This is a genomic window from Microbacterium sp. 1262, from assembly GCF_040544895.1.
In the GTDB taxonomy this organism is placed as follows: domain Bacteria; phylum Actinomycetota; class Actinomycetes; order Actinomycetales; family Microbacteriaceae; genus Microbacterium; species Microbacterium plantarum.
In genome coordinates, this window is the sequence record NZ_JBEPKU010000001.1 from 933,745 (window position 1) to 956,517 (window position 22,773).

Genomic DNA, 22,773 nt, shown 5'->3' on the forward strand with positions numbered 1-22,773 from the left:
CGTCATGTGACTTATGTGATCGCCCTCCCGTGCGTGGACGTGAAGGACCGCGCCTGCATCGACGAATGCCCCGTGGACTGCATCTACGAGGGTGAGCGCTCGCTGTACATCCACCCGGATGAATGCGTCGACTGCGGCGCATGCGAGCCGGTGTGCCCGGTCGAGGCGATCTACTACGAAGACGACCTGCCGGACGAGTGGCAGGACTACTACACCGCGAACGTCGAGTTCTTCGACGACCTGGGATCTCCCGGAGGCGCCGCGAAGGTCGGCGTCATCGCGAAGGACCACCCCCTCGTGGCCGCGCTGCCGCCGCAGGGGGAGGGGCATTGAGCGTCCGCGACCTCGCCGACTACCCCTGGGACGCCGTAGCGCCCTACGCCGAGAAGGCCCGCCGCCACCCGGGCGGCATCGTCGACCTGTCCATCGGGTCGCCGGTCGACCCGACGCCTGAGGTCGTCGCCCGCGCCCTGCGCGAAGCGACCGACGCGCATGCGTACCCGCAGACCGTCGGCACCCCCGCGCTTCGGGAGGCCATCGTGCGGTGGTACGAGCGTCGTCGCGGTGTCACCGGTCTGGCCCCCGACAGCGTGCTGCCGACGATCGGGTCGAAGGAGCTCGTCGCGCTCCTCCCGCTGCTGCTCGGCCTCGGTGCCGGCGATGTCGTCGTGCATCCCCGCGCCGCCTACCCGACGTACGAGGTCGGCGCCCGCCTGGTCGGTGCGACGCCGGCAGCCGCAGACGACCCGGCCGACTACCCGGAGGGCACCCGACTCGTCTGGGTCAACTCGCCCGGAAACCCCGACGGACGCGTGCTGGACGTCGCGGAGCTGCGGCGGATCGTCGCCCGCGCACGCGAGCTCGGCGCCGTCGTCGTCTCGGACGAATGCTACGCCGAGCTCGGCTGGGACGGGCCCTGGGCGAGCGAGACGGTGCCGAGCGTGCTCGACCCGCGGGTGAGCGAAGGCGACGTCAGCGGTCTGCTGTCGGTGTACTCGCTCAGCAAGCAGTCGAACCTCGCGGGTTATCGGGCGGCGTTCCTGGCCGGCGACCCGACGATCGTGGCCCGGCTTCTCACCGCGCGGAAGCACCTGGGACTGATGCAGCCCCTGCCCGTGCAGCGGGCGATGGTCGCAGCCCTGGGCGACGACGATCACGTCGCCCGACAGAAGGACCTGTACCGCCGCCGTCGCGATGTGCTCCGACCGGCGCTCGAGCGCGCGGGCTTCCGTATCGATCACAGCGAAGCGGGACTCTATCTGTGGGCGACGGCGCAAGAGGACGCGTGGGAGACGCTCGGCCGGCTCGCCGAACTCGGCATCCTCGCGGGCCCCGGCCACTTCTACGGAACGCAGTTCCCGCAGCACGTTCGTTTCTCGCTGACCGCGTCGCAGGAGCGGATCGACGCCGCTGCCGCACGCCTGACGGGGTCGTAGGTTCTCTCCTACCGATCCGCTGATCCTTTGGCGCCGTACGGAGTAGGCCCGTGCGCCCGATAGGCTGTAATGACCGCACCGGACGATCGCAAGGAGGCTTCGTGAACGACACGGGCACCCCGCAGAAGGCCACCGTCACCATCGGTGACCGCACCGCCGAATTGCCGGTGCTGCACGGAACCGACGGAGTTCCGAGCGTCGATTTCTCGACGTTCACCAAGCAGACGGGCCACACGAGCCTCGACTACGGCTTCGTCAACACCGCGGCCACGCGGTCCGCCATCACCTACATCGATGGTGACCAGGGCATCCTGCGTTACCGCGGCTACCCGATCGAGCAGATCGCCAAGCACTCGACGTACCTCGAAGTGGCCTGGCTCCTGCTCTACGGCGACCTGCCCACGGCTGACGAGCTGGCTGACTTCGACGACCGCATCCGTCGTCACACGCTGCTGCACGAAGACCTCAAGCGCTTCTTCTCGTCCCTACCGCACACCGCGCACCCGATGTCGGTGCTGTCCGCCGCCACCGCCGCCCTGTCGACGTATTACGAGGACCAGTCCGACCCGAACAACCCCGAGCACGTCGAGCTCAACACGATCCGGCTCCTCGCGAAGCTGCCCGTGATCGCCGCGTACGCGCACAAGAAGAGCGTCGGGCAGGCCTTCCTCTACCCCGACAACTCGCTGAGCTTCGTCGACAACTTCCTGCGCCTGAACTTCGGCGTCCTCGCCGAGAACTACGAGGTCAACCCGGTCGTCTCGCGCGCGCTCGAGCGTCTGCTCATCCTGCACGAGGACCACGAGCAGAATGCCTCGACCTCGACCGTGCGCCTGGTCGGGTCGACCGGTGCGAATCAGTTCTCCTCGATCTCGGCCGGTATCAACGCGCTCTACGGGCCGTTGCACGGCGGCGCGAACGAGGCCGTCCTCGACATGCTGGCCCGCATCCGCGACTCCGGCGAGAGCGTCGAGCGCTTCGTCGCCCGCGTGAAGAACAAGGAAGACGGCGTGAAGCTCATGGGCTTCGGGCACCGGGTCTACAAGAACTACGACCCGCGCGCGAAGCTCGTCAAGGAGTCCGCGGACGAGGTCCTCAACGAGCTCGGCGTCGTCGACCCGTTGCTCGATCTTGCGAAGGAGCTCGAGGAGATCGCCCTGAGTGACGACTACTTCCGCGAGCGTCGCCTGTACCCGAACGTCGACTTCTACACGGGCGTCATCTACAAGGCGATGGGCTTCCCCACGCGCATGTTCACGCCGCTGTTCGCGATCGGTCGGCTGCCCGGCTGGCTCGCGCACTGGCGCGAGATGCAGAACGACCCGCAGACGAAGATCGGGCGTCCGCAGCAGCTGTACGTCGGCTCGGCGGAGCGGGACTACCCCACCTCCTGAACAGCGCTCGACGATCACGAGAGGCCGGCACATCACAGCGATGTGCCGGCCTCTCCCATGCGGTCGCGGATCGCGCCACGTTACCTCGACGTCCGCGGGGTGCCGCTGGACCGGGGCACCCCGTGTGTCACTTGTCGATCAGTGTCGCCGCGTAGTCGGGGACGTATCCGTCGAGCTGCTGCGGCGGGCGGTCGTAACCCCCGGATGGCGGGCGCGGTGGGATCTCGATCTCAGGCCGCTCGACCACTTCGTAGGGGATCTGTCCGAGCAGATGGTGGATCATGTTGATCCGGCCTCGGCGCTTGTCCTCGTTGTCGACCTCGTGCCAGCGCGCCTCCGGGATGTCGGTGTGCACGAACATCGTGTCCTTCGCGCGCGAGTAGTCCTCCCACTTGGTGATCGAGAGCACGTCGTTGGGGGAGAGCTTCCACCGCCGCATCGGATCCTCGTTGCGCGACCGGAATCTCTTCTCCTGCTCGACATCCGACACACTGAACCAGTACTTCAGCAGCAGGATGCCGTCCTCGACGAGCATCCGCTCGAAGATCGGCGCCTGATGCAGGAACCGGTGGTACTCCTCGTTGGTGCAGTAGCCCATGACCCGCTCGACCCCGGCGCGGTTGTACCAGGACCGGTCCATGAGGACGATCTCGCCGGCGGCCGGCAGATGCGCGACGTATCGCTGGAAGTACCACTGCGAGCGTTCGCGCTCGGTCGGCGCGGGAAGCGCGACGATGCGCGCGACCCGAGGATTGAGATACTCGGCGACGCGCTTGATCGTGGATCCCTTGCCCGCGGCGTCGCGCCCCTCGAAGATCACCACGATGCGGGCGCCGGTGGCCTGCACCCAGGCCTGCATGTCGACGAGCTGCGCCTGCAGCCGCCGCAACTCGGCTTCGTACACCTTCTTCGGCAAGCGATCGGCCATCGAGCCACCTCCTGACGCGAGCATACGCCCCCCTCGCGCGGGTGTGCGGCCCGGTCTAGGGTGGGCCGCACGCACGAGCAGGGGAGCGAAGCATGTGGATGCAGACGACCGATCCGCTCGGCTCGCTGGCGCTGTCGGCACTCGTCGCCGCCATTCCGATCATCGTCTTCCTCGTCGCGCTCGTCGGACTTCGCCTCAGCGGCATCCTCGCCGGTCTCATCGCGCTCGTCGCGCAGCTGCTGGTGGCCGCACTCGGATTCGGGATGCCGCTCACGGCAGTCGGGGGTGCGGGCCTGCTGGGCCTGCTCACGGCGGTCTGGCCGATCGCCTACATCATCGTGATGGCGGTGTGGCTCTACAAGCTCGCTGTCGCGAGCGGTCGCTTCGACGTCATTCGTTCATCGATCGGGGGCATCTCGAAAGATCAGCGGATCCAGGTGCTCCTCATCAGCTTCTCCTTCGGCGCCTTCCTGGAGGGCGCCGCCGGGTTCGGCGTGCCCATCGCCATCTGCGCCGCGCTCCTGGTGCAGCTCGGGTTCCGCCCGCTGCGGGCGGCCATGATCTCGCTCGTCGCCAACGCGGCGGCGGGAGCATACGGCGCCATCGGCATCCCCGTGATCGTGGGTGCGCAGGTCAGCGGCCTCGAGGTGCAGGAGCTGTCGCGTGCAATGGTGCTGGTGCTGCAGCCCCTGACGCTGCTCATCCCGTTCTTGCTCGTGGTCATCCTGGACGGTTTCCGCGGGCTGCGTGAGACGTGGCCGGCCACGCTGCTGGTCACCATCGTCTTCAGCGGCGTGCAGGCGGGCGTGCTGTGGTTCCTCGGCCCCGAGCTCGCCGACCTCGGTGCAGGCCTGGCTGCGATGGTCGCGCTCTTCCTCCTCGGCCGGGTCTGGCAGCCTCGGCGGGTCCATCGTGAAGTCGGCGCGCCCGAGCCGGAGCCGCACAGCGCCAACGTACGTGAGGTGATCGGGGCATGGAGCCCGTTCTACATCCTGACGGCGGTCATCCTGGTCTGGAGCCTGCCGGTGTTCAAGAACCTGTTCGCCGCGGGCGGGCCCTTGGCCGCGCTGGTGTTCGCGGTTCCGATGCCCGGGCTCACCGGCAGCGTGCAGACCCCCGGCGGTGATGTCGTCACGGCGACGTGGGGCTTCACTCCCATCAACGCGACGGGCACGGCGATCCTGCTGGCGGTGATCGTGTCGTTCTGGACGACGCCGCGCCTGCGCGCGGCCGACCTGGTGTGGACACTGGTGGAGACGGTGCGCGGCCTCTGGCGCGCGTTGCTGCTCATCGCGATCATTCTCGTCCTGGCCAACGTCGCGAACTACTCGGGCGGTTCGGCTTCGATGGGCACGGCTCTGGCGGCGGTGGGGCCGCTCTTCCCACTGCTCGCACCGATCATCGGCTGGATCGGCGTCTTCCTGACGGGGTCGGTCGTCAACAACAACACGTTGTTCGCGCCCCTCCAGGTCGCGACCGCCGAGCAGATCTCCGTCGATCCCGGGTTGCTCGTTGCAGCGAACACGGCAGGCGGCACAGCCGCCAAGGTCATCTCGCCCCAGTCGATCGCGATCGCGGCGGGCGCGGTCGGACTCGCCGGACGCGAGTCGGAGATTCTCCGGGCGTCGCTCTGGTACAGCCTCGGCATGCTCGCCGTGGTGTGCCTGTGGGGCGGGCTGCTCTCGGCGCTCCTGCTCTGAGCGCCGCCAGAATCACGCGGCGCGATCAGGCGTGGAGAGCCTCGTTGAGCGTGACTCCGACGCCCGCGCGGCGAACAGCCTCGATCGCGCCGGTCAGCGAATTGCGGCGGAACAGGATGCCGTCGCGCCCGGACAGCTCTGCGCCCTTGGCGGTCGGACGCGCACCCGAGGCCGTCGCGGGCTCGTCGGCGAGGACGATCTTCGACCCTGCCGTGACGTAGAGCCCGGCCTCGACGACGCAGTCGTCGCCGAGCGAGATGCCGATGCCGGCGTTGGCGCCGAGCAGCGTGCGGCGGCCGATCGACACCCGGTGGCTGCCGCCGCCGGACAGCGTGCCCATGATCGAGGCGCCGCCGCCGATGTCGCTGCCGTCGCCGACCACCACGCCCTGTGAGATGCGACCCTCGACCATGGAGGCGCCGAGCGTGCCGGCGTTGAAGTTCACGAAGCCCTCGTGCATCACGGTGGTGCCCGGTGCGAGGTGCGCGCCCAGGCGGACGCGGGAGGCGTCGGCGATGCGCACCCCGGGGGGAGTGACGTAATCGAGCAGACGGGGGAACTTGTCGAGGCTGTGCACCTGGATGCCGTCGCGCTGGAGCAGCGGCCGACGGCGCGTCGCGTCATCCGGGTGCATCGGACCCGCGGTCGTCCAGGCGACGATCGGCAGGTGCCCGAAGATCCCGTCGAGATTGACGGTGTTCGGTGCGGCGAGGCCGTGTGAGAGCACGTGCAGACGAAGGTACGCATCCGGGGTCGACGCCGGTGCGGCATCGAGGTCGATCGTGATGGTGACGGCTTCGACCGTCACGCCCCGGCGCTCGTCGTCCGCGGCGAGCGGCGCCCAGGTCACCATCGCGGCTGCGGACTCGGCGGCCGCCGGTGTCCCGAGCGCGGGCTCCGGGAACCAGGTGTCGAGTGTCGTGCCGTCGCTGCTCGAGGTCGCGAGTCCCACGCCCCATGCCCACCGTTCGCTCATGACTCCAGGTTATCGGTGCGGTCGCCGCCGATAGAATCGCCGCATGCCCGAGCTCGATCTGACCGTGTCCAGCGCCGATCTGACTCGCGCGGTGTGCGACATCCCCAGCGTGTCGGACGACGAGACGGCCCTCGCCGACGCCATCTTCGCCGCCGTATCGCCGTTGGCGCACCTCGAGGTCATCCGCGACGGCGACACGATCGTCGCGCGCACGCAGCTCGGTCGCGCGCAGCGCGTCGTCATCGCCGGTCACATCGACACCGTTCCCATCAACGCGAACCTGCCCGTTCGCGAGATGGTCGAGGACGGCCAGGAGTTCCTGTGGGGGAGAGGGACCGTCGACATGAAGGCGGGCGTCGCGGTGCAGCTGAAGCTCGCGGCAGAGCTCGTCGACCCGCGCGTCGACATCACGTGGATGTGGTACGACCACGAGGAGGTCGCCGCCGAGCTCAACGGCCTGACGCGGCTCGCGGCGAACCGTCCCGACCTGTTCGCGGGCGACTTCGCGATCCTCGGCGAGCCCTCCAACGGTCAGGTCGAGGGCGGCTGCAACGGCAATCTGCGCGCGATCGTGCGGACGCACGGGGTGCGTTCCCACAGCGCCCGCGCGTGGATCGGCGACAACGCCATCCACCACGCGGCCCCGATCCTCCACCGACTGTCGGAGCACACGCCCGCGGACGTCGAGGTGGAAGGACTCGTCTATCGCGAGGGGCTCAACGCCGTCCGCATCTCGGGCGGGATCGCCGGGAACGTCATCCCCGACCTCTGCGAGGTCGAGGTCAACTACCGCTTCGCGCCGAGCCGTTCGCCCGAAGAGGCCGTCGCGATCGTCCGCGAGTTCTTCGACGGCTTCGAGGTGGAGATGGTCGACCTCGCCGGAGGTGCACGACCGGGCCTGGATGCGCCGCTCGCCCAGGAGTTCGTCGCCGCGGTGGGAGCCGAGCCTCGCCCCAAGTACGGCTGGACGGATGTCGCCCGGTTCTCGGCGTTGGGAGTGCCCGCCGTCAACTACGGCCCGGGCGACCCCTCGCTCGCGCACCACGACCAGGAGCGGGTGCCGGTCGAGCAGATCGACGCCGTCGAGCGCGGCCTGCGCACCTGGCTCTCGAACCGGTGACCCGGCGCGCATGAGGTCGCTGCGTCGCGCCGCGATCGCGCTGCCGCCCGCGGTTGCGATCGCGCTGATGTACCTGCTCTCGCGCGCTGTCACGACGGGCTTCCTGCTCGGAGCGGCCGAGCTGAGCGGACCCCGGTCCCGCTTCGGCGCCGACGCGACTCTGGGCACTCTGACGATGGGGTGGGACGCGCAGTGGTACTGGCTCATCGCGTTCAGCGGATATCCCGCCGAGCTGCCGCTCGACGCGGCGGGCCACGTCGCCCAGAACGCGTGGGCGTTCATGCCGGTCTACCCCGTCATCACAGGCGCCGTGGGGTGGGTCGTCGGCGGATTCCCGGTCGCTGCGCCCCTGGTGTCGGCAACGGCCGGCTATCTCGCGTGTCTCGTCCTCTTCGCTCTGCTGCGCCGCCGCATCGGCCGCGCGGCAGCGATGTGGGCGGTCGCCTTCTTCAGCTTCGCGGGCCCGATGGCCGCGCTGTTCCAGCTCGGCTACGCGGAATCGCTTTTCCAGCTCTGGCTGCTCCTCGCGCTCCTCGCCGTGGAGCGCCGCCGGTGGTGGTGGCTGTACCTGTGGATCCCGCTCATGGCTTTCACGCGGCCCGGTGTCCTCGCCTTCTCGCTGATGCTCGCGCTGTACGGGATCTGGCGGTGGTTGCGGCGTAAGCACGACAACCTGCAACCGCGGGAGATCGCCCACGTCGTCGCGAGCGGGCTGCTGGCGGCCGCCTGCGGATTCGCTTGGCCCGTCATCACCGGCATCGTGACGGGTGATCCCGGGGCCTACCTGCAGACGGAACTCGCGTGGCGACGATCCTGGATCGGGGATCACGGGGGGTTCGTGCCCTTCGACGGCACAATGCAGGCCGCCGTGCTGTGGTCTGGAATCTGGGGGATTCCGGCGTGGGTGTGTCTCGCGGGGCTTGCGGCGATCGTGGTTCTCGCCACGCTCCTGCTCGTCGCTGATCGCCGCGTGCGTCGCCTCGGTGTTCCGATACGTCTGTGGTCGGCCGCGTACGTCCTCTACCTGCTGGCGGTCTTCTTCCCCCAGTCGAGCACGTTCCGACTGCTCGTCCCGCTGTCACCGCTCTGGGGCGCCGTCGCGCTGCCCCGCGCGCCCTGGTGGCGCATCAGCGTGCTGGTGCTCGGTATAGCCGCGCAGTGGTGGTGGATCCACACGATGTATGCGCTCGGAAGCACCTTCGCTCAGATTCCCTGAGGGACGTGTCCGCGCTGTGCCTGCGCTGCACGATAAACTCTTCAGGTAGTCCTCATGACGAAAGGGAGCCGCGATGGCAGCCATGAAGCCGCGAACCGGAGACGGACCGATGGAGGCCGTGAAGGAGGGGCGCCTGATCATCGTGCGTGTCCCCCTCGAAGGCGGAGGGCGTCTGGTCGTCTCGGTCAATGATGAAGAGGCCAAGGAACTCCACAGCGTGCTGAGCGGAGTCGTCGGCGCAGCCTGACGATGCTGCACGGAAACGGCCGGTCCCTCTGGGGCCGGCCGTTTCGTCTCTGCAGCTGCACCGCCGTCAGGCGGTGGCGGCCGTCGTGAGTTGCAGCAGTCCCTCTCCGACGATCGACAGCGCGCCGAGCACCGCCGGCGACGACTGCGTCTCGTGGATGAGCGAGCGGTAGGCGCGGGTGACGTCGTCGCGGCGGACGGGGTCGGCGACGGCCCCACCTGCCAGCACACGGGGCACGAGGACCATCCCGCCCGGGCGTACGAGCCGAAGCCCGTGCTCGACGTACTCGATGACACCGTCGGGGTCGGCGTCCACCAGCACGATGTCGTACGAGGCCTCGTTCATGCGGGGGAGCACATCAGCCGCGCGGCCCGTGATGAAGCGGGCACGAGCCGGCGGGATCCTCGCTTCGGTGAAAGACTGCCGGGCGACGGCCAGATGCTCGGGCTCGATGTCGATCGTGGTCAGCGTGGCGCGTGGCGCCCCATGGAGCAGCCAGAGCGCGGAGACGCCGCCGCCGGTACCGATCTCGACGATGTTGAGCGCGCCCGTCGCGGCGGCGAGCACAGCGCATTGCGCACCCACCGGCGCACTGATCGGCGCGGCTCCGATCTCGAGGGCGTGTGCACGCGCGCGAGAGATGTGCTCCGGTTCCACCGTCGCCTCCATCGCGAACCTGCGGATCGCTTCCTGATCACCCATGCATTCCTCCTTGTTCCAGCGTAGGCGCGCGGATGGCTCCGGCCGCTGAGGCGCACGGGTAATCTGGGGTCATGTTCTTCGGCCTAGACGGGGACAAGCTCATCCTCATCGGGGTCGCCGCTGTCCTGCTCCTCGGACCCGAGCGCCTTCCGCAGCTCGCCGAGATGCTCGCGCGTTTCACGGTCCGGGCACGTGATTGGGTCAACGGCGCGAAGGACCGCGTCAAGGACGAGATGGGAGAGGACTTCTCCGACGTCGAATGGCGCAAGCTCGACCCTCGGCAGTACGACCCGCGTCGCATCATCCGCGACGCTCTCCTCGAGGACGCCCCCGTACCGACGGTGCGCGCGGCCGCCGCGGGTGCGGCGATCAGCACGGCGACCGCCGTCGGGATGGATGCTGCGGGCGAGGCGGCGAAGCGATTCGAGCGCGGTGCCGACGTTCCGTTCGACGACGAAGCGACCTGATCAGCCCACACGCAGAGGCAGCGGGCGGCCGCGGAGATCGCGTCCGGTGCCTGCGATGGTGTCGGCGATGCGCGCGATCGCCTCGGCGGCGGCGTCGTCGGGATGCGCGACGACGACCGGGACTCCGCTGTCGGCGTCGCTGCGCAGAGCCGGGCTGAGCGGCACGGAGCCGAGCATCGGCACCGGCTGGTCGGTCGACAGGGCCTCGGCGACCCGCATCCCGCCGCCGCTGCCGAACAGGTCGAGCGATGTACCGTCGGGAAGCGTCATCGCCGACATGTTCTCGATGACCCCGATCACGCGCTGGCCGGTCTGCCGGGCGACGAGGCCGCTGCGCACCGCGACGTCGGCGGCGGCCGTCTGCGGAGTCGTGACGACCACGACGTCGGCGTGCGGGAGCAGCTGACCCACGCTGATGGCCACGTCGCCGGTGCCGGGGGGCATGTCGATCAGGAGGACGTCGATGTCGCCGAAGAACACGTCGGTCAGGAAGTGCGAGACCGTGCGATGCAGCATCGGCCCGCGCCAGGCGACTGCGCCGGGGCTCTTCTGATCGCGCGGCAGGAACATGCCGATCGAGATCGTCCGGACCTCGTGCGCGATGGGCGGGATCATGAGTCCGTCGATACGCGTCGGCTGCGGTGGCAGGCCGTCGGCATCGACGAGACCGAGCAGCGCGGGAATCGAGAAACCGTGCACATCGGCGTCGATCAGCCCGACGGCGAGGCCGCGCTGCGCGAGGGCGACAGCGAGGTTCGCGGTGAGGGTCGACTTGCCGACGCCCCCCTTGCCGCTCGTGATGGCGATGACGCGTGTGAGCGAGTCCGGACCGAACGGGTTCTCGCGGGCGGCCTTCCCGCCGCGCAGCCGCTCGGTGAGTGCGGCGCGCTCCGCCGGGGTCATCACCCCGACCTCGACCGAGACCGTCTCGATGCCCGGGGCGGACAGCGCGGCATCCCGGACGTCGCGCTCGATCCGATCGGCTGCAGGGCAGCCGACGATGGTCAGCGCGATGCCGACACGAGCGTGGGCGCCATCCACGGCGATGTCGCGCACCATGTCGAGCTCGCCCAGGGGCTTGCGCAACTCGGGATCGCGCACCGCCGCGACGGCCGCGCGGACGGCGTCCGTGCTCATCGCGTGTCCGGGCGCTCGTCGGAGTCGAGGCGGTCGAGCGCGGTACGCAGCTCGGCGCGCAGCGTCTCTTTGGTGACGAGTCCGTCGGTCAGATCGGAGATCGCCATGCGCAGGGCGACGACCTCGCGTGCCAGGTACTCCGTGTCGGCCAGGTTCCGCTCGGCACGCTGACGGTCCTGCTCGATCTGCACGCGGTCGCGGTCGTCCTGCCGGTTCTGCGCGAGCAGGATCAGGGGCGCGGCGTACGACGCCTGCAGCGAGAGCATGAGCGTCAACGCCGTGAACCCGTTGGCCGCGGAGTCGAACCGGAGCTCGACGGGCATGAGCGTGTTCCAGGCGAGCCACGCCGCACAGAACAGCGAGAGCGCGACGAGGAAGCCGGGCGTGCCCATCGCCCGGGCGATCCACTCGGTGAACCGACCGAACCGGTCGCGCGACGGCTGCGACGTCCGCTGACCGAGCACACCGCTGACACCGCTGCGCCGTCCACGGGGCGCCTCGAGCGAGGGGGTCTTCGACGAGCGGGCCATCAGCGGCGCCCCCGCATCGCAGCGGCATCCTGGGGCTCGACGTCTTGCGACCGCCAGTCGTCCGGAAGCAGATGATCGAGCACATCGTCGACGCTCACGACGCCGACGAGCCGGCGGGCCTGGTCGACGACGGGAACCGAGACCAGGTTGTAGCTGGCCAGCATGCGTGCGACCTCGGCCGCGGACGATGACGCCGCGACCGGGTCGACGGTGTCGTCGATGATCGCGCCGAGTCGCTCGTGAGGCGGGTAGCGCAGCATCCGCTGGAAGTGCACGGTGCCCAGAAGTCGCCCCGTCGGCGTCTCGTACGGGGGGAGCGTCACGAAGACGGATGCGGCGAGGGCCGGATGCAGCTCGTGTCGGCGGATGAGCGCGAGCGCCTCAGCCACCGTCGCCTCCGCCGACAGCACGATCGGGTCGCTCGTCATGAGGCCGCCCGCGGTGTCGGGACCGTACTCGAGGAGGGCGCGGACGTCCTCGGCCTCCTCCGGCTCCATGAGGTCGAGCAGCTGCTCGATGCGGCCTTCGGGGAGCTGACCGAGCAGGTCCGCCGCGTCGTCGGGCTCCATGGCGTCGAGGATGTCGGCGGCGCGCTCGTCGCCGAGCCGCTCGAGGATGTGGACCTGCTCATCCTCGGGCATCTCCTCGAGCGCGTCGGCGAGGCGCTCGTCGGGGAGTTCCTCGGCCACTTCGAGCAGGCGCTCCTCCGGAAGGTCGAGCAGCGTGTTGGCGAGGTCTGCGGGCTTGAGCTCCGAATAGGTCGCGACCAGCTGTTCGGCGGACTGGGCCGCGCCCGAGGACTGGTCCTCGCGCACGTCTTTCCAGGCCGCGAAGGTCGTCGGCCCCTTGGCGAACGGCGACGCACTCGTCTTGGGACGGCGGAGGAAGAGCTGGCCGATGTCCCATTCGCCGAGCCGGTTGCGCTCGATCGCGACATCCTCGATCACTGCGCCGCCTGACCCGTCGCGCAGGTAGACCTTCCGACCCAGGAGCTCGGCCATGACCCGCACCTCACCGCCGCGTTGCTGGAAGCGCCGCACGTTGATGAGACCGGTGGTGATCACCTGGCCGGTCGCGATCGAGGTGACACGGCCGATGGAGAGGAAGACATTGCGTCTGCCCGGGATCTCGACGACGAGGCCGATGACTCGCGGAGGGTCCGATTTACGGAAGATCACGACCACGTCGCGGACCTTGCCGAGACGGTCGCCTGCGGGATCGAACACGACGCACCCGACCAGGCGCGCGACGAAAACCCTCTGCGTACTCACCGCTCCAGCGTAGTCGGCGACCGCGAAGGTGGCCGTGACACAATGACGGAATGAGCATGATGGGCGGGACGCCCGCGGTCACGGGTGAGAAGGTCGCCGAGTACGCAACGTACGAGGCCGCGCAGAAGGCGGTGTCGACTCTCATCTCGGCCGACATCCCGGCCCGTGAGATCGCCATCGTCGGCTACGGACTGCGGTCGGTCGAGACGGTCACCGGCCGGCTCGGATATGCGACGGCGGCGCGGACGGGTGCGATCAACGGCATCCTCCTGGGGCTGATCTTCTCGCTGATCTTCGTCTTCGGCACTCCTGACGCCGCCATTCAGCTTTTCCTCGGCGTGATGCTGGTCGGCGTCGCGATCGGCATGATGATGAGCCTCGTCATGTTCGCTCTCGTGCGCCGTCGTCGCGACTTCGCATCGGTGACGCAGGTCGTCGCCGACCACTACGAGGTGACCGTGCAGGCGAGCAGCATCCATCGCGCCCGTGGCGCGCTGAACGTCGCGCCGGCCCGGCCCGCGGCGCCGGCCACGCCGGTGCCGGACGGGCCGCCCCGGTACGGCGAGCGCATCGACCCCGTGCCCGCTCCGTCGGGCGATCGGCCCGCTCCCGGTCCGGCGGCACCCGCGGGCAACCCGATCGCGCCGCCGTCGGGATCGCCCGCCCCCGGCCCCGCCGACGCCCCGCTGCCGCCGGCCGTGGGCCCGGTGTCCGGCGGCGAGGCTCCCGGCCCGCAGACTCCGGGTACGCTCGAGCCCCCGGCGACCGATCCGCAGCGATGATCGACGCGGTGCCGGTCGACATCGCGGCCGGGACCGTCGACCTGCCGCTGACGTACGACCGCGCTGAGCGCGCGGACGCTGTGATGATCCTCGCTCATGGCGCGGGCGCCGGACCCGAGCATCCGTTCCTCGGCGGTTTCGCGCATGCCGGCGCGGCGGCCGGGATCGATGTCGTGCGCTTTCCGTTCCCCTATGTGGTGGCGGGCCGCCGACTGCCCGGCGCCGCCGGTGACGCCATCGCGTCGTGGGCGGCGGTCTTCCGCGCCATCGCCGACGCGCATGCCGGGGTGCCCATCGTCGCGGCGGGGAAGTCGTACGGCGGCCGGATGGCATCGATGGCGGCCGCTTCCGGAGCGATCGACCCGGCTCTGCTCGTCTACCTCGGGTACCCGCTGCATGCGCCCGGTCGGCCCGACCGCCCGCGTGCGGCTCATCTGCCGGAGGTCACGTCGCCTCAGCTGTTCGTGTCCGGGACCCGCGATCCGTTCGTCGACCCGGTAACCGACCTCGAGAGCGTCGTCGCCGGATGCGCCGACGCGGAGTTGCTCTGGGTCGAGGGCGGCCGCCACTCCTTCGAGGTCGCGGGACGCAAACGGGATGCCGAGGAGGTCGGCGGCGCCGTGGCCGAGCTGGTCGCGCCGTGGTGCCACCGCCGGTTGTCGCAATGAGGGCGGGCGCTCCGCTTCAGCGACCGGCCGCGTAGCCCTGCATCCCGCGCGGGTTCGACGCCGCCCAGAGCAGTCCCCGCGAGCGGTCGATGCCGACGGCCGAGAGACGTCCGAGGCTCCACGGCCCGACCACGGTGACGTCGTGCCCCCGCGCGCGCAGGCCCGAGGCGACCTCGTCGCCGAGCCGGTCTTCCATCACCACTCCTGCGGGCGTCCAGGTGCGCGGCCAGAACGAGTCGATCATCGCGGTCGTGTGAAGCGTCGGCGCATCGATCGCCGATTGCGCGTCCCAGCCCCCGACCAGCATGCGCAGCAGCATCGGCAGCTGCCACTGGTCCTGCTGGTCGCCTCCGGGCGTCCCCATCGCGATGTCGGCCCGGTCGCCGGTCATGACGAGGGTCGGGGAGAGGGTCGTGCGTGGGCGGGCGCCCGGGCGGAGTGCGGCGGGCGACGTCTCGTCGAGCCAGGTCATCTGCAGCCGCGTGCCCAGCGCGAAACCGAGTTCCGGGATCGCGGGGGACGACTGCAGCCAGCCGCCGGACGGTGTCACCGAGATGATGTTGCCCCACCTGTCGACGACGTCGATCTGACAGGTGTCGCCGCGCGTCTCGCCCGCTCGCCCGACCGTCGGTTCGCCCGTGCCGGCGACGCTCGTCCCGTCGGGACGCACGAGCGGCGGACGATGCGGTGCGCGCCCCGCCACGGTACCCGGGCGCCATTCGTGCGAGGCATCCGGGAGCAGCTGCGCACGACGCGCGGCGAGGAAGGCGGGGTCGAGGAGCTCGCTGACCACGCTGTCGTGGCCGAAGTGCGCGTCGCGGTCCGCGAGGGCCAGCTTGAGGGCCTCGACGATCGTGTGCGCGCCCTCCGCAGTCGCGGGGTCGAGGCGCGCATCGGGCAGCGGATCGAGCAGGGCGAGCGCCTCGAGCAGTGCGGGACCCTGCGTCCACGCGCCGGCCTTGACCACGGTCCGTCCGCGGAAGGTCGTCGTGAGAGGCTCCTCGTACCCTGCGGAGAAGTCGGCGAAATCGGCCTCCGTGATCACGCCGGCGTGGTGGCCTCCGGTCGAGTGTCGATGGGGCCGGGCCGCGAACGCGGCCGTCGCGTGCGCGACCGTGCCCGTCCGCCACTCGGTGCGAGCAGCCTCGATGCGCGCGGCCCGGTCTGCGGCGTCTCGTCCCGCCGCCACGAGACCCTCGAACACCGCGGCGAGCGCGGGGTTCCGGAACACATCGCCGGCCCGCGGCACGGTGCCCCCGGGCAGCCACAGATCGGCCGAGGACGGCCATTCGTCGCGGAAGAGCTGCGCGACGCGTGCGATGGTCGCTGACGCGGACGCGAGCAGAGGGTGCCCGTCGCGGGCGTAGCCGATCGCGAAAGCGAGGACGTCGGCGAGCTCCCACGTGCCGTAGTCGCGCAGCAGGACGAGCCAGGCGTCGACTGCTCCCGGCACCGCGGCCGCGAGGGCGCCGGCGCCCGGCACGGTCTCGAGCCCCTCCGCGCGGTAGTGCTCGATCGTCGCGCCGCGAGGCGCCGGCCCCTGGCCCATGAGCACGCGGGGCCGCGGATCCTCGGCCGCGTGGAAGAGGCCGACGAGATCGCCCCCGGGCCCGTTGAGGTGGGGTTCGACGACCTGCAGGACGAAGCCGCCCGCTGCGGCGGCGTCGAAGGCGTTGCCCCCGCGTTCGAGCACAGCCTGGGCCGTGGCGGTGGCGAGCCAATGGGTCGCCGCGGCCATCCCGAACGTGCCGGTCAGCAGCGGGCGCGTCGTCTGAGCGGGCGGCGGCGAGAACCGATCGGTCACGAGGTCGCGCGTGCGATCCAGGCTTCGACCTCGTCAGCTGTGCGCGGGATGTCCGCAGAAAGGTTGACGGGTCCGCTCTCGGTCATGAGGATGTCGTCCTCGATCCGGACCCCGATACCGCGGTACTCCTCGGGCACGGTGAGATCGTCGATCTGGAAGTACAGACCGGGCTCGATCGTGAACACCATGCCGGGCTCGAGGATGCCGTCGTAGTACATCTCACGGCGCGCCTGCGCGCAGTCGTGCACGTCGATCCCGAGGTGGTGGCTCGTGCCGTGGACCATGTAGCGCCGGTGCTGGCCGCCCCGGTCGGCGTCGAGCGCCTCGTCCGCCGTGACGGGGAGCAAACCCCACTCCGCGACGCGGGCGGCGATGACCGTCATGGCGGCCTCGTGGATCGAGCGGAACGTCACACCGGGCCGGGCAGCGGCGAACGCGGTGTCGGCCGCCTCGCGAACGGTCTCGTAGATGCGGCGCTGAATCTCGGTGAAGCGTCCCGACACGGGCAGCGTGCGCGTGATGTCGGCGGTGTAGAGGCTGTCGACCTCGACGCCGGCATCGACGAGGATGAGGTCGCCGGGCACCACGGGCCCGTCGTTGCGCGTCCAGTGCAGGTAGCAGGCGTGAGGTCCGGAGGCGGCGATCGTGTCGTAGCCCTCGCCGTTGCCGTCCGTGCGAGCGCGCAGGTGGAACACGCCCTCGACGACGCGCTCGCCCCGGGGGGTGGCGATGATGCGGGGGAGGTCGGCCACGATGTCGTCGAAACCACGTGCGGTCGCCGCGACAGCGAGACGCATCTGCTCGATCTCGTACTCGTCCTTCGTCAGCCGCAGCTCGGACACGGCCCGCGTCAGGTCGGGATCTGCTTCGAGGACCAGGTCATCGGCGCGTAGCTCGACATCCGCGAGATGCGCGGTCGCAACACCGAGATCGGCGGCGACGTCGGCGAGTGCCGGGCGCGGTCCGATCCAGAACTCGCCGACCGAGGCGTCGGCGTAGAACTCGGCCGTGGTGCGATCGGCTCGGTCGCGGAGGTACAGGGTGACATCGTGTCCCCCGGCGGTGGGCTCGAAGACGAGCACAGAGTCGGGTACGGCGTCGCTGCCCCAGCCCGTCAGATGCGAGAACGCGGAGTGCGCGCGGAAGGGGTAGTCGGTGTCGTTCGAGCGCTGCTTGAGAGAGCCCGCGGGGATGACGAGGCGCCGACCGCGGAACTCGCGTGAGAGCCGTTCGCGGCGAGCGGCGGCGAAGCGCGCCGCGTCGCGGGGCGGCGTCGTCGTCTCGGGGTGCGATGCCCAGCCCTCGGAGATCGTGTCGAGGAAGCCCTGCGGGAACGGCTGACGCCGGTTGGTGTTCTCGGCGGGCGGTTCGGTCTCGGCGGTCGCGGTTCCGATCGTGTCGGTTGCGGTCGGCTCGGTCTCGCTCGTGGTCATGCCTCCAGTCTCGCACCCGGAGGCGGCCGCCGCGACGGTTCAGCGCCGCGTGTACTGCACGACGAGCGGGCGATGGTCGCTGCCGGAATGATCGAGCGACGAGATGACGACCGAGCCTTCGGGCTTCCAGGACGCGGTTGCCATGACGTGGTCGATCGGCGCTCCGAGCGGAGCCGGAAGGTCGGTCGGCCAGGTCCCGATACCGCCGTTGCCGGTGGACCGGGCGGCGTCGTGGCAGCGACCCAGATCGGCGTCGTCGACTCCGAGACGCGCCATGTGGTCGAGCGTCGCGTTGAAGTCACCGGCCATGATGACATCGTCCGTGGCGCACTGGTCGGCCAGCCACTGGAGGTCGCTGCGCCAGCTCGCCATCTCCTCCGGCCGCGGGGCGACCGCGTGCACCGCCACCACCACGGGGCCGTCGCCGTCGACGGGCATGGCGACGGCGCTCGGGACGATGGTGGTGTTGGACGTACCGGCTGCCTCGGACTCGATGACCGCGTAGTCGCCGAGCTCCGGTGAGATCAGCAGGGCCGTCGAGTTCGCGTCCCAGCTGTCCGGCCCCTCGTAGCTGTCCACGTGCGCCCACATCGGGCGCCCGCGCTCGCGCATCGCCACCGCGACCGCGCGTCCGGTGTCCATCGTCGTCTCGGGCAGCGCCACGATGTCGGCCTGCATCGCCACGGCGGTCTCGGCGATGGTCTGCGCATCGGTCGCGGGACCGGCGGTGTTCCAGGTCATGACGCGGATGCTGTCCTCCGTCTTCGGCGGCAGCGTTTCCGCGCCGAGCCCCCTCACCGCCAGGGTTCCCGCGCCGCCGATGGCGACGACCACGGAGACGAGCACGACCCACAGGCAGAAGGCACGGATGCGGCGGCCGAGCGAGAGGACGAGGAAGATCAGGGCGATCGCGACAAAGGCGCCGATCAGGAACGGACGCAGCGCGACCGCCTGCGCGAACGGGAACTCGCGTTCGAGGCGGAGAAGCTCCGGCCAGGTGGCCACGATGGCCCCCGCTGCGAACAGGGCCACCACGAGGGCTCCGAACACGCGCTTCACGCCTCGACTCTAAGAGAGCGAGCCTGGACGATCGCCGGGCACGGCTACGCTGTGGAGGATGGGTACGGCAGAGCGCGCGCACGGCTTCCACGGCCCCAGCGATCTGCATCTGCACTCGGTCCGCTCCGACGGGACGGAGCCTCCTGCCGGAGTCGTGCAAGCCGCCCACCGTTCGGGTGTGCGAACGATGGCGCTCACCGACCACGACACGACGGCCGGCTGGGCCGAAGCGGCCGAGGCCACGGCGTCGCTCGACATGACCTTCCTCCCGGGGATGGAACTCAGCGCCCGCCACGAGTGGCGAACCGTGCACCTGCTCGCGTACCTCTTCGATCCCGACCATCCGCGGTTGCGCGCGGAGATGGAGCGCATCCGCGAGGACCGCATCGGCCGGGCCGAACGGATCGTCCGCAGCATCGCCCGTTCGCACGACCTGACGTGGGACGACGTGCTCGCGCAGACCGGTGCCGGCGCCACGGTGGGACGGCCCCACATCGCCGACGCTCTCGTCGCGCGCGGCCTCGCCGTCGATCGCGCGGCGGCGTTCGCCGGCATCCTGCACCCCAGTCAGGGGCATTTCACGCCGCACTACGCTCCCGACCCCGTCACCGCGGTGAAGCTCGTCGTCGCCGCCGGGGGAGTGCCGATCCTCGCGCATCCGTCGCCGAGCGGACGTGAGCGGATGATGCCGCCCGCGGTGCTCCGCGAGCTCGTCGCCCACGGCCTCGCGGGCTTCGAGGTCGGGCACCGCGAGAACACAGCGGACGGCAAGCGCGTCCTGCGTGCTCTCGCCGCAGAGCTCGACCTCATCGTGACGGGATCGAGCGACTACCACGGTCTCGGCAAGCCGAATCAGCCCGGTGAGAACACGACCGACGATGACATGGTCGCGCGCATCATCGCCCGGGCAAGCGGAACGGCGCCCGTCTACGCGTAGTCGGGCGCCGCTGCGCGTGAGATGGCCGTATCAGCCTGCGGCGGGAGCGGTCGAGCCCGCCGCGCCGGATCCCGATCCGCCACGACGACGGCGACGCCGGCGGGGGGAGGTCTTGCCATCGCGGTGCTCGGATCCGCCACCATCGTGCGTGCCCGTCCCGGCATCCGTCGACGCGGCCGCCGAGCCCTCAGCGGCCGCCGCACCGTCGCCCGAGCCGCGCGAGCGGCGGCGACGGGGACGCTTCGTATCGCCCTCGGACGATTCCGTCGAGACCGTCTTGACGCTCTGCGTCGTGGGCAGCTTGCGGAGGCGTCCCTTGGTTCCCGCGGGGATGTTCAGGTCCTCGAAGAGGTGCGGGCTCGACGAGTAGGTCTCGACGGGCTCGGGCTGACCGAATTCGAGCGCTCGGTTGATGAGGGCCCACTTGTGCAGGTCTTCCCAATCGACGAAGGTGACCGCGATGCCGGTGCGGCCGGCGCGACCGGTGCGGCCCGCGCGGTGCAGGTATGTCTTCTCGTCGTCGGGGATGGTGTGGTTGATGACGTGGGTGACGTCGTCGACGTCGATGCCGCGCGCGGCGACGTCGGTCGCGATCAGGACGTCCTTCTTGCCGGCCTTGAACCCGGCCATCGAGCGCTCCCGCGCTTCCTGGCTCATGTCGCCGTGGACCGCGCCGGCGTTGAAGCCGCGGTCGTTCAGCTCGTCGACGAGCTTCTGGGCCGCGCGCTTGGTGCGCGTGAAGATGACGGTCTTGCCGCGGCCTTCGGCCTGGAGGATGCGGGCGATGACCTCGTCCTTGTCGAGCGAGTGCGCGCGGTAGACGAGGTGCTTGATGTTCGCCTGGGTCAGGCCCTCGTCGGGGTCGGTCGCGCGGATGTGGATCGGGTTCGACATGAACCGGCGCGCCAGCGCGACGATCGGTCCCGGCATCGTCGCCGAGTAGAGCATCGTGTGACGGACGGGAGCGACCTTCTGGAAGATCTTCTCTATGTCGGGGAGGAAGCCGAGGTCGAGCATCTTGTCGGCCTCGTCCAGCACGACCTCCGTCGCGTTGGACAGGTCGAGCAGACGCTGGCCCGCGAGGTCGATCAGGCGGCCCGGGGTGCCGACGACGATCTGCGCTCCGGCCTTCAGCTGGTCGATCTGGCCCTCGTAGGCCTTTCCGCCGTAGATGGCCACGACACTCGTGGACCGGTTGCGGGTGAGCATGTCCATGTCCTCGAACACCTGGACGGCGAGCTCGCGGGTGGGGACGACGATGAGGGCCTTCACGCCGGGCGCGGGGTCGAGTCCCAGGCGCTGCACGACGGGGATGCCGAAACCGAAGGTCTTGCCGGTGCCGGTCTTGGCCTGGCCGATGATGTCCTGGCCGGGCAGGCCCAGCGGGATCGTCTGCTCCTGGATGGGGAAGGCGTCGACGATGCCCTTGTCGGCGAGGGCGTCGACGATGTCCTGGTCGACGCCGAGGTCAGCGAATGTGGTCATGGGTGACGTGCCTGTCTGGCGGTGAGAAGCCGCCGGTGATGTGGGTCCACGCCCTTCACTCAGCCACAGGCGCGGGGCCCCGGTCCGATGCCGGGGCGCATCCAGCCTACCGCGACCCTAGGCTGGACCCGTGGTGAGCTGGTTCTTCAAGCGCAAGCGTCCTGTCGGTCGCACCCTGCGGCTGCGATCCCGAGGCGACTACGGGGATGTCCGTCGCGTCGATTTCGAGGAGCTCGCTCCCGATGTCGACACCTTCCTCGGTCAGGCCGCGTATCTGCAGCTCGGCTACTTCGAGACGCTGAGCGACCTGATCGCCTCGACCCCGGAGCTGTCGCAGAAGGAGTCGCTGTCGTTGGCGGCGGGCACAGCCCTGCTCAAGCACCGCGAGCTCGTCGGCGTGATCCGCGATCGCGGCGCCGATCCGCTCGAGCTGATGCTGCCCTTCCGTGAGCCGCTCGATGCCTTCCGCCGCGCGACGCACGGCGCACGGCCACTCGAGACGATGCTCTCGGTGCACCTGACGGCCGGCATGCTCGACGACTTCTACCTCGCGCTGTCGGCGAGCTACGGCGACACCGGACGGCAGGTCGCCGTCATCCTGCGGGCGCACGACGACCGCAGTGCTCTGGTGCGCATCATCACCGATGCCATCGCCGCGGACGAGCAGTGGCGGGGACTGCTGTCGCTCTGGGGCCGCCGCCTCGTCGGGGACACCCTGCTGATCGCCCGGGCGGCGCTGCGGTCGACATCGCTGCAGCCTGCGGACGAGAAGAGGGTCGAGCCCACCTACGCCGACGTGATGGCCGCGCATTCGCGCCGCATGGCCGCGATGGGCCTCGAGGCCTGACGCCTCGGGCGGTCAGCCGATCCGGAGGCGACGACGCTCAGCGGCATCCGTCCGGGCCCGCGAGCGCGTCAGCAGCAGGAGGACAGCGGGCACCAGCACAGCCGGAGTCACGATGGCGACGACCCAGATGACGGGGTTGTCGACCGCGAGACCGGCCCAGGTCATCACTGCCCACGCGACGCCGCCGATGACGGCGCCGAGAACAGGCGCGAGCGCGGCACCACGGGCCTCGCGCCCGCGAATCGCGAACTCGGCGGCGAGGCCGATCGCGGCGCCCATGATCAGCGCCAGGACGATCTGCACGGTCAGGCCACGAAGCCCACGCGGCGGGTCTGGTCGGTGCCGACCTCGACGAATGCGATGCCCGCGGTCGGCACGATGTAGGAGCTGCCCTTCGCGTCGCTGAGCTCGACGAAGGGAGCGCCGGAGGTGAGAGCCTCGGAAACGGTCGCCCGAACGGCGTCCGCCGACTCGTTGGATTCGAGGCTGAGCTCGCGGCCGGTGTTCGCGATGCCGATACGGATCTCCACGGATACATCCTCCTCCGCGCCCGTGCGTCGGGCGCTCTTCGACTCTACGACACCGGTCGGACCGGGATGCCGGCCGGGTCACGCCCTGGGCGAACGCCGACGGC

The 22,773-nt window shown here is 70.3% G+C and carries 24 protein-coding genes; 12 read left to right on the plus strand and 12 right to left on the minus strand.

Going from position 1 to position 22,773, the window contains the following annotated elements:
- The first annotated feature begins 6 nt into the window (after nucleotides 1-6).
- From fdxA to ABIC53_RS04395, 3 genes are all read left to right on the plus strand, one after another.
- A complete protein-coding gene (fdxA, locus tag ABIC53_RS04385; RefSeq protein ID WP_023950512.1) occupies nucleotides 7-333 on the plus strand; it encodes a ferredoxin in 327 nt (108 codons plus the stop codon).
- A complete protein-coding gene (gene dapC, locus ABIC53_RS04390; protein WP_274177951.1) occupies nucleotides 330-1,436 on the plus strand; it encodes a succinyldiaminopimelate transaminase in 1,107 nt (368 codons plus the stop codon). Before fdxA ends, dapC begins: the two co-directional genes overlap by 4 nt.
- Before the next feature lie 101 nt (nucleotides 1,437-1,537).
- Entirely contained in the window at nucleotides 1,538-2,830 is a 1,293-nt protein-coding gene (locus ABIC53_RS04395; RefSeq protein WP_274177950.1) for a citrate synthase, read from the plus strand.
- A gap of 127 nt (nucleotides 2,831-2,957) precedes the next feature.
- On the opposite strand, the gene ppk2 is transcribed toward ABIC53_RS04395, so the two are convergent.
- Nucleotides 2,958-3,758 carry a polyphosphate kinase 2 gene (gene ppk2 / locus ABIC53_RS04400; protein WP_274177949.1) on the minus strand — a complete coding sequence of 267 codons (801 nt, stop codon included), beginning with the start codon at nucleotides 3,756-3,758 and terminating at the stop codon, nucleotides 2,958-2,960.
- Nucleotides 3,759-3,850: 92 nt separating this feature from the next.
- Here ppk2 and ABIC53_RS04405 point away from each other — a divergent pair, with 92 nt between their 5' ends.
- Nucleotides 3,851-5,458, plus strand: a complete 1,608-nt coding sequence (locus tag ABIC53_RS04405) for an L-lactate permease (protein ID WP_323985744.1) — start codon at nucleotides 3,851-3,853, stop codon at nucleotides 5,456-5,458.
- 25 nt (nucleotides 5,459-5,483) lie between these two features.
- On the opposite strand, the gene dapD is transcribed toward ABIC53_RS04405, so the two are convergent.
- Nucleotides 5,484-6,434, minus strand: a complete 951-nt coding sequence (dapD, locus tag ABIC53_RS04410) for a 2,3,4,5-tetrahydropyridine-2,6-dicarboxylate N-succinyltransferase (RefSeq protein WP_274177947.1) — start codon at nucleotides 6,432-6,434, stop codon at nucleotides 5,484-5,486.
- Between the two features lie 43 nt (nucleotides 6,435-6,477).
- On the opposite strand from dapD, the gene dapE reads away from it, so the two are divergent.
- The 3 genes from dapE (at nucleotide 6,478) to ABIC53_RS04425 (ending at nucleotide 9,017) form a co-directional block, all read left to right on the plus strand.
- A complete protein-coding gene (gene dapE / locus ABIC53_RS04415) occupies nucleotides 6,478-7,554 on the plus strand; it encodes a succinyl-diaminopimelate desuccinylase (protein WP_274177946.1) in 1,077 nt (358 codons plus the stop codon).
- A 10-nt stretch (nucleotides 7,555-7,564) separates the two neighbouring features.
- Nucleotides 7,565-8,770, plus strand: a complete 1,206-nt coding sequence (locus ABIC53_RS04420) for a putative hexosyltransferase (protein WP_274177945.1) — start codon at nucleotides 7,565-7,567, stop codon at nucleotides 8,768-8,770.
- 73 nt (nucleotides 8,771-8,843) lie between these two features.
- Nucleotides 8,844-9,017 carry a DUF3117 domain-containing protein gene (locus tag ABIC53_RS04425; protein ID WP_023950528.1) on the plus strand — a complete coding sequence of 58 codons (174 nt, stop codon included), beginning with the start codon at nucleotides 8,844-8,846 and terminating at the stop codon, nucleotides 9,015-9,017.
- 66 nt (nucleotides 9,018-9,083) lie between these two features.
- On the opposite strand, the gene ABIC53_RS04430 is transcribed toward ABIC53_RS04425, so the two are convergent.
- Nucleotides 9,084-9,719, minus strand: coding sequence for an O-methyltransferase (locus ABIC53_RS04430; RefSeq protein WP_114589532.1), 636 nt, complete (start codon nucleotides 9,717-9,719; stop codon nucleotides 9,084-9,086).
- A 71-nt stretch (nucleotides 9,720-9,790) separates the two neighbouring features.
- On the opposite strand from ABIC53_RS04430, the gene ABIC53_RS04435 reads away from it, so the two are divergent.
- Nucleotides 9,791-10,186 (plus strand): twin-arginine translocase TatA/TatE family subunit, encoded by a 396-nt coding sequence (locus ABIC53_RS04435; protein WP_240309858.1) that lies wholly within the window; start codon nucleotides 9,791-9,793, stop codon nucleotides 10,184-10,186.
- Here ABIC53_RS04435 and ABIC53_RS04440 read toward each other — a convergent pair whose 3' ends face one another.
- Genes ABIC53_RS04440 through ABIC53_RS04450 form a run of 3 tightly spaced genes read right to left on the minus strand, consistent with a single transcriptional unit; the run spans nucleotide 10,187 to nucleotide 13,124 of the window.
- Nucleotides 10,187-11,323 carry an Mrp/NBP35 family ATP-binding protein gene (locus ABIC53_RS04440; RefSeq protein WP_274177944.1) on the minus strand — a complete coding sequence of 379 codons (1,137 nt, stop codon included), beginning with the start codon at nucleotides 11,321-11,323 and terminating at the stop codon, nucleotides 10,187-10,189.
- Nucleotides 11,320-11,853, minus strand: coding sequence for a DUF1003 domain-containing protein (locus tag ABIC53_RS04445; RefSeq protein ID WP_112614922.1), 534 nt, complete (start codon nucleotides 11,851-11,853; stop codon nucleotides 11,320-11,322). Before ABIC53_RS04445 ends, ABIC53_RS04440 begins: the two co-directional genes overlap by 4 nt.
- Nucleotides 11,853-13,124, minus strand: coding sequence for a magnesium transporter MgtE N-terminal domain-containing protein (locus tag ABIC53_RS04450; RefSeq protein WP_112614920.1), 1,272 nt, complete (start codon nucleotides 13,122-13,124; stop codon nucleotides 11,853-11,855). The genes ABIC53_RS04445 and ABIC53_RS04450 overlap by 1 nt, the downstream gene beginning before the upstream one ends.
- Nucleotides 13,125-13,174: 50 nt before the next feature.
- Here ABIC53_RS04450 and ABIC53_RS04455 point away from each other — a divergent pair, with 50 nt between their 5' ends.
- Both ABIC53_RS04455 and ABIC53_RS04460 read left to right on the plus strand, forming a co-directional pair.
- Nucleotides 13,175-13,906, plus strand: coding sequence for a YflT domain-containing protein (locus ABIC53_RS04455; protein ID WP_274177943.1), 732 nt, complete (start codon nucleotides 13,175-13,177; stop codon nucleotides 13,904-13,906).
- 8 nt (nucleotides 13,907-13,914) lie between these two features.
- A complete protein-coding gene (locus tag ABIC53_RS04460; RefSeq protein WP_274177942.1) occupies nucleotides 13,915-14,574 on the plus strand; it encodes an alpha/beta hydrolase family protein in 660 nt (219 codons plus the stop codon).
- Between the two features lie 16 nt (nucleotides 14,575-14,590).
- On the opposite strand, the gene ABIC53_RS04465 is transcribed toward ABIC53_RS04460, so the two are convergent.
- The 3 genes from ABIC53_RS04465 to ABIC53_RS04475 all read right to left on the minus strand — a co-directional run bounded on the left by ABIC53_RS04465 (nucleotide 14,591) and on the right by ABIC53_RS04475 (nucleotide 18,870).
- A complete protein-coding gene (locus ABIC53_RS04465) occupies nucleotides 14,591-16,312 on the minus strand; it encodes a gamma-glutamyltransferase family protein (protein ID WP_274178040.1) in 1,722 nt (573 codons plus the stop codon).
- A gap of 62 nt (nucleotides 16,313-16,374) precedes the next feature.
- A complete protein-coding gene (locus ABIC53_RS04470; RefSeq protein ID WP_274177941.1) occupies nucleotides 16,375-17,811 on the minus strand; it encodes an aminopeptidase P family protein in 1,437 nt (478 codons plus the stop codon).
- Between the two features lie 39 nt (nucleotides 17,812-17,850).
- On the minus strand, nucleotides 17,851-18,870 hold the full coding sequence (locus ABIC53_RS04475) for an endonuclease/exonuclease/phosphatase family protein (RefSeq protein ID WP_114589528.1): 1,020 nt from the start codon (nucleotides 18,868-18,870) through the stop codon (nucleotides 17,851-17,853).
- Nucleotides 18,871-18,928: 58 nt separating this feature from the next.
- Here ABIC53_RS04475 and ABIC53_RS04480 point away from each other — a divergent pair, with 58 nt between their 5' ends.
- On the plus strand, nucleotides 18,929-19,807 hold the full coding sequence (locus tag ABIC53_RS04480) for a PHP domain-containing protein (RefSeq protein ID WP_274177940.1): 879 nt from the start codon (nucleotides 18,929-18,931) through the stop codon (nucleotides 19,805-19,807).
- 30 nt (nucleotides 19,808-19,837) lie between these two features.
- Here ABIC53_RS04480 and ABIC53_RS04485 read toward each other — a convergent pair whose 3' ends face one another.
- On the minus strand, nucleotides 19,838-21,292 hold the full coding sequence (locus ABIC53_RS04485; protein ID WP_274177939.1) for a DEAD/DEAH box helicase: 1,455 nt from the start codon (nucleotides 21,290-21,292) through the stop codon (nucleotides 19,838-19,840).
- 130 nt (nucleotides 21,293-21,422) lie between these two features.
- On the opposite strand from ABIC53_RS04485, the gene ABIC53_RS04490 reads away from it, so the two are divergent.
- Nucleotides 21,423-22,139, plus strand: coding sequence for a ferritin-like fold-containing protein (locus ABIC53_RS04490; RefSeq protein WP_023950553.1), 717 nt, complete (start codon nucleotides 21,423-21,425; stop codon nucleotides 22,137-22,139).
- 12 nt (nucleotides 22,140-22,151) lie between these two features.
- On the opposite strand, the gene ABIC53_RS04495 is transcribed toward ABIC53_RS04490, so the two are convergent.
- Complete coding sequence (locus ABIC53_RS04495) at nucleotides 22,152-22,442, minus strand: hypothetical protein (RefSeq protein ID WP_114589527.1); 291 nt, start codon at nucleotides 22,440-22,442, stop codon at nucleotides 22,152-22,154.
- 2 nt (nucleotides 22,443-22,444) lie between these two features.
- The gene (locus ABIC53_RS04500) at nucleotides 22,445-22,669 is read right to left on the minus strand and encodes a DUF3107 domain-containing protein (protein ID WP_064956528.1); all 225 of its coding nucleotides are present in this window, start codon (nucleotides 22,667-22,669) and stop codon (nucleotides 22,445-22,447) included.
- Nucleotides 22,670-22,773: the final 104 nt, after the last annotated feature.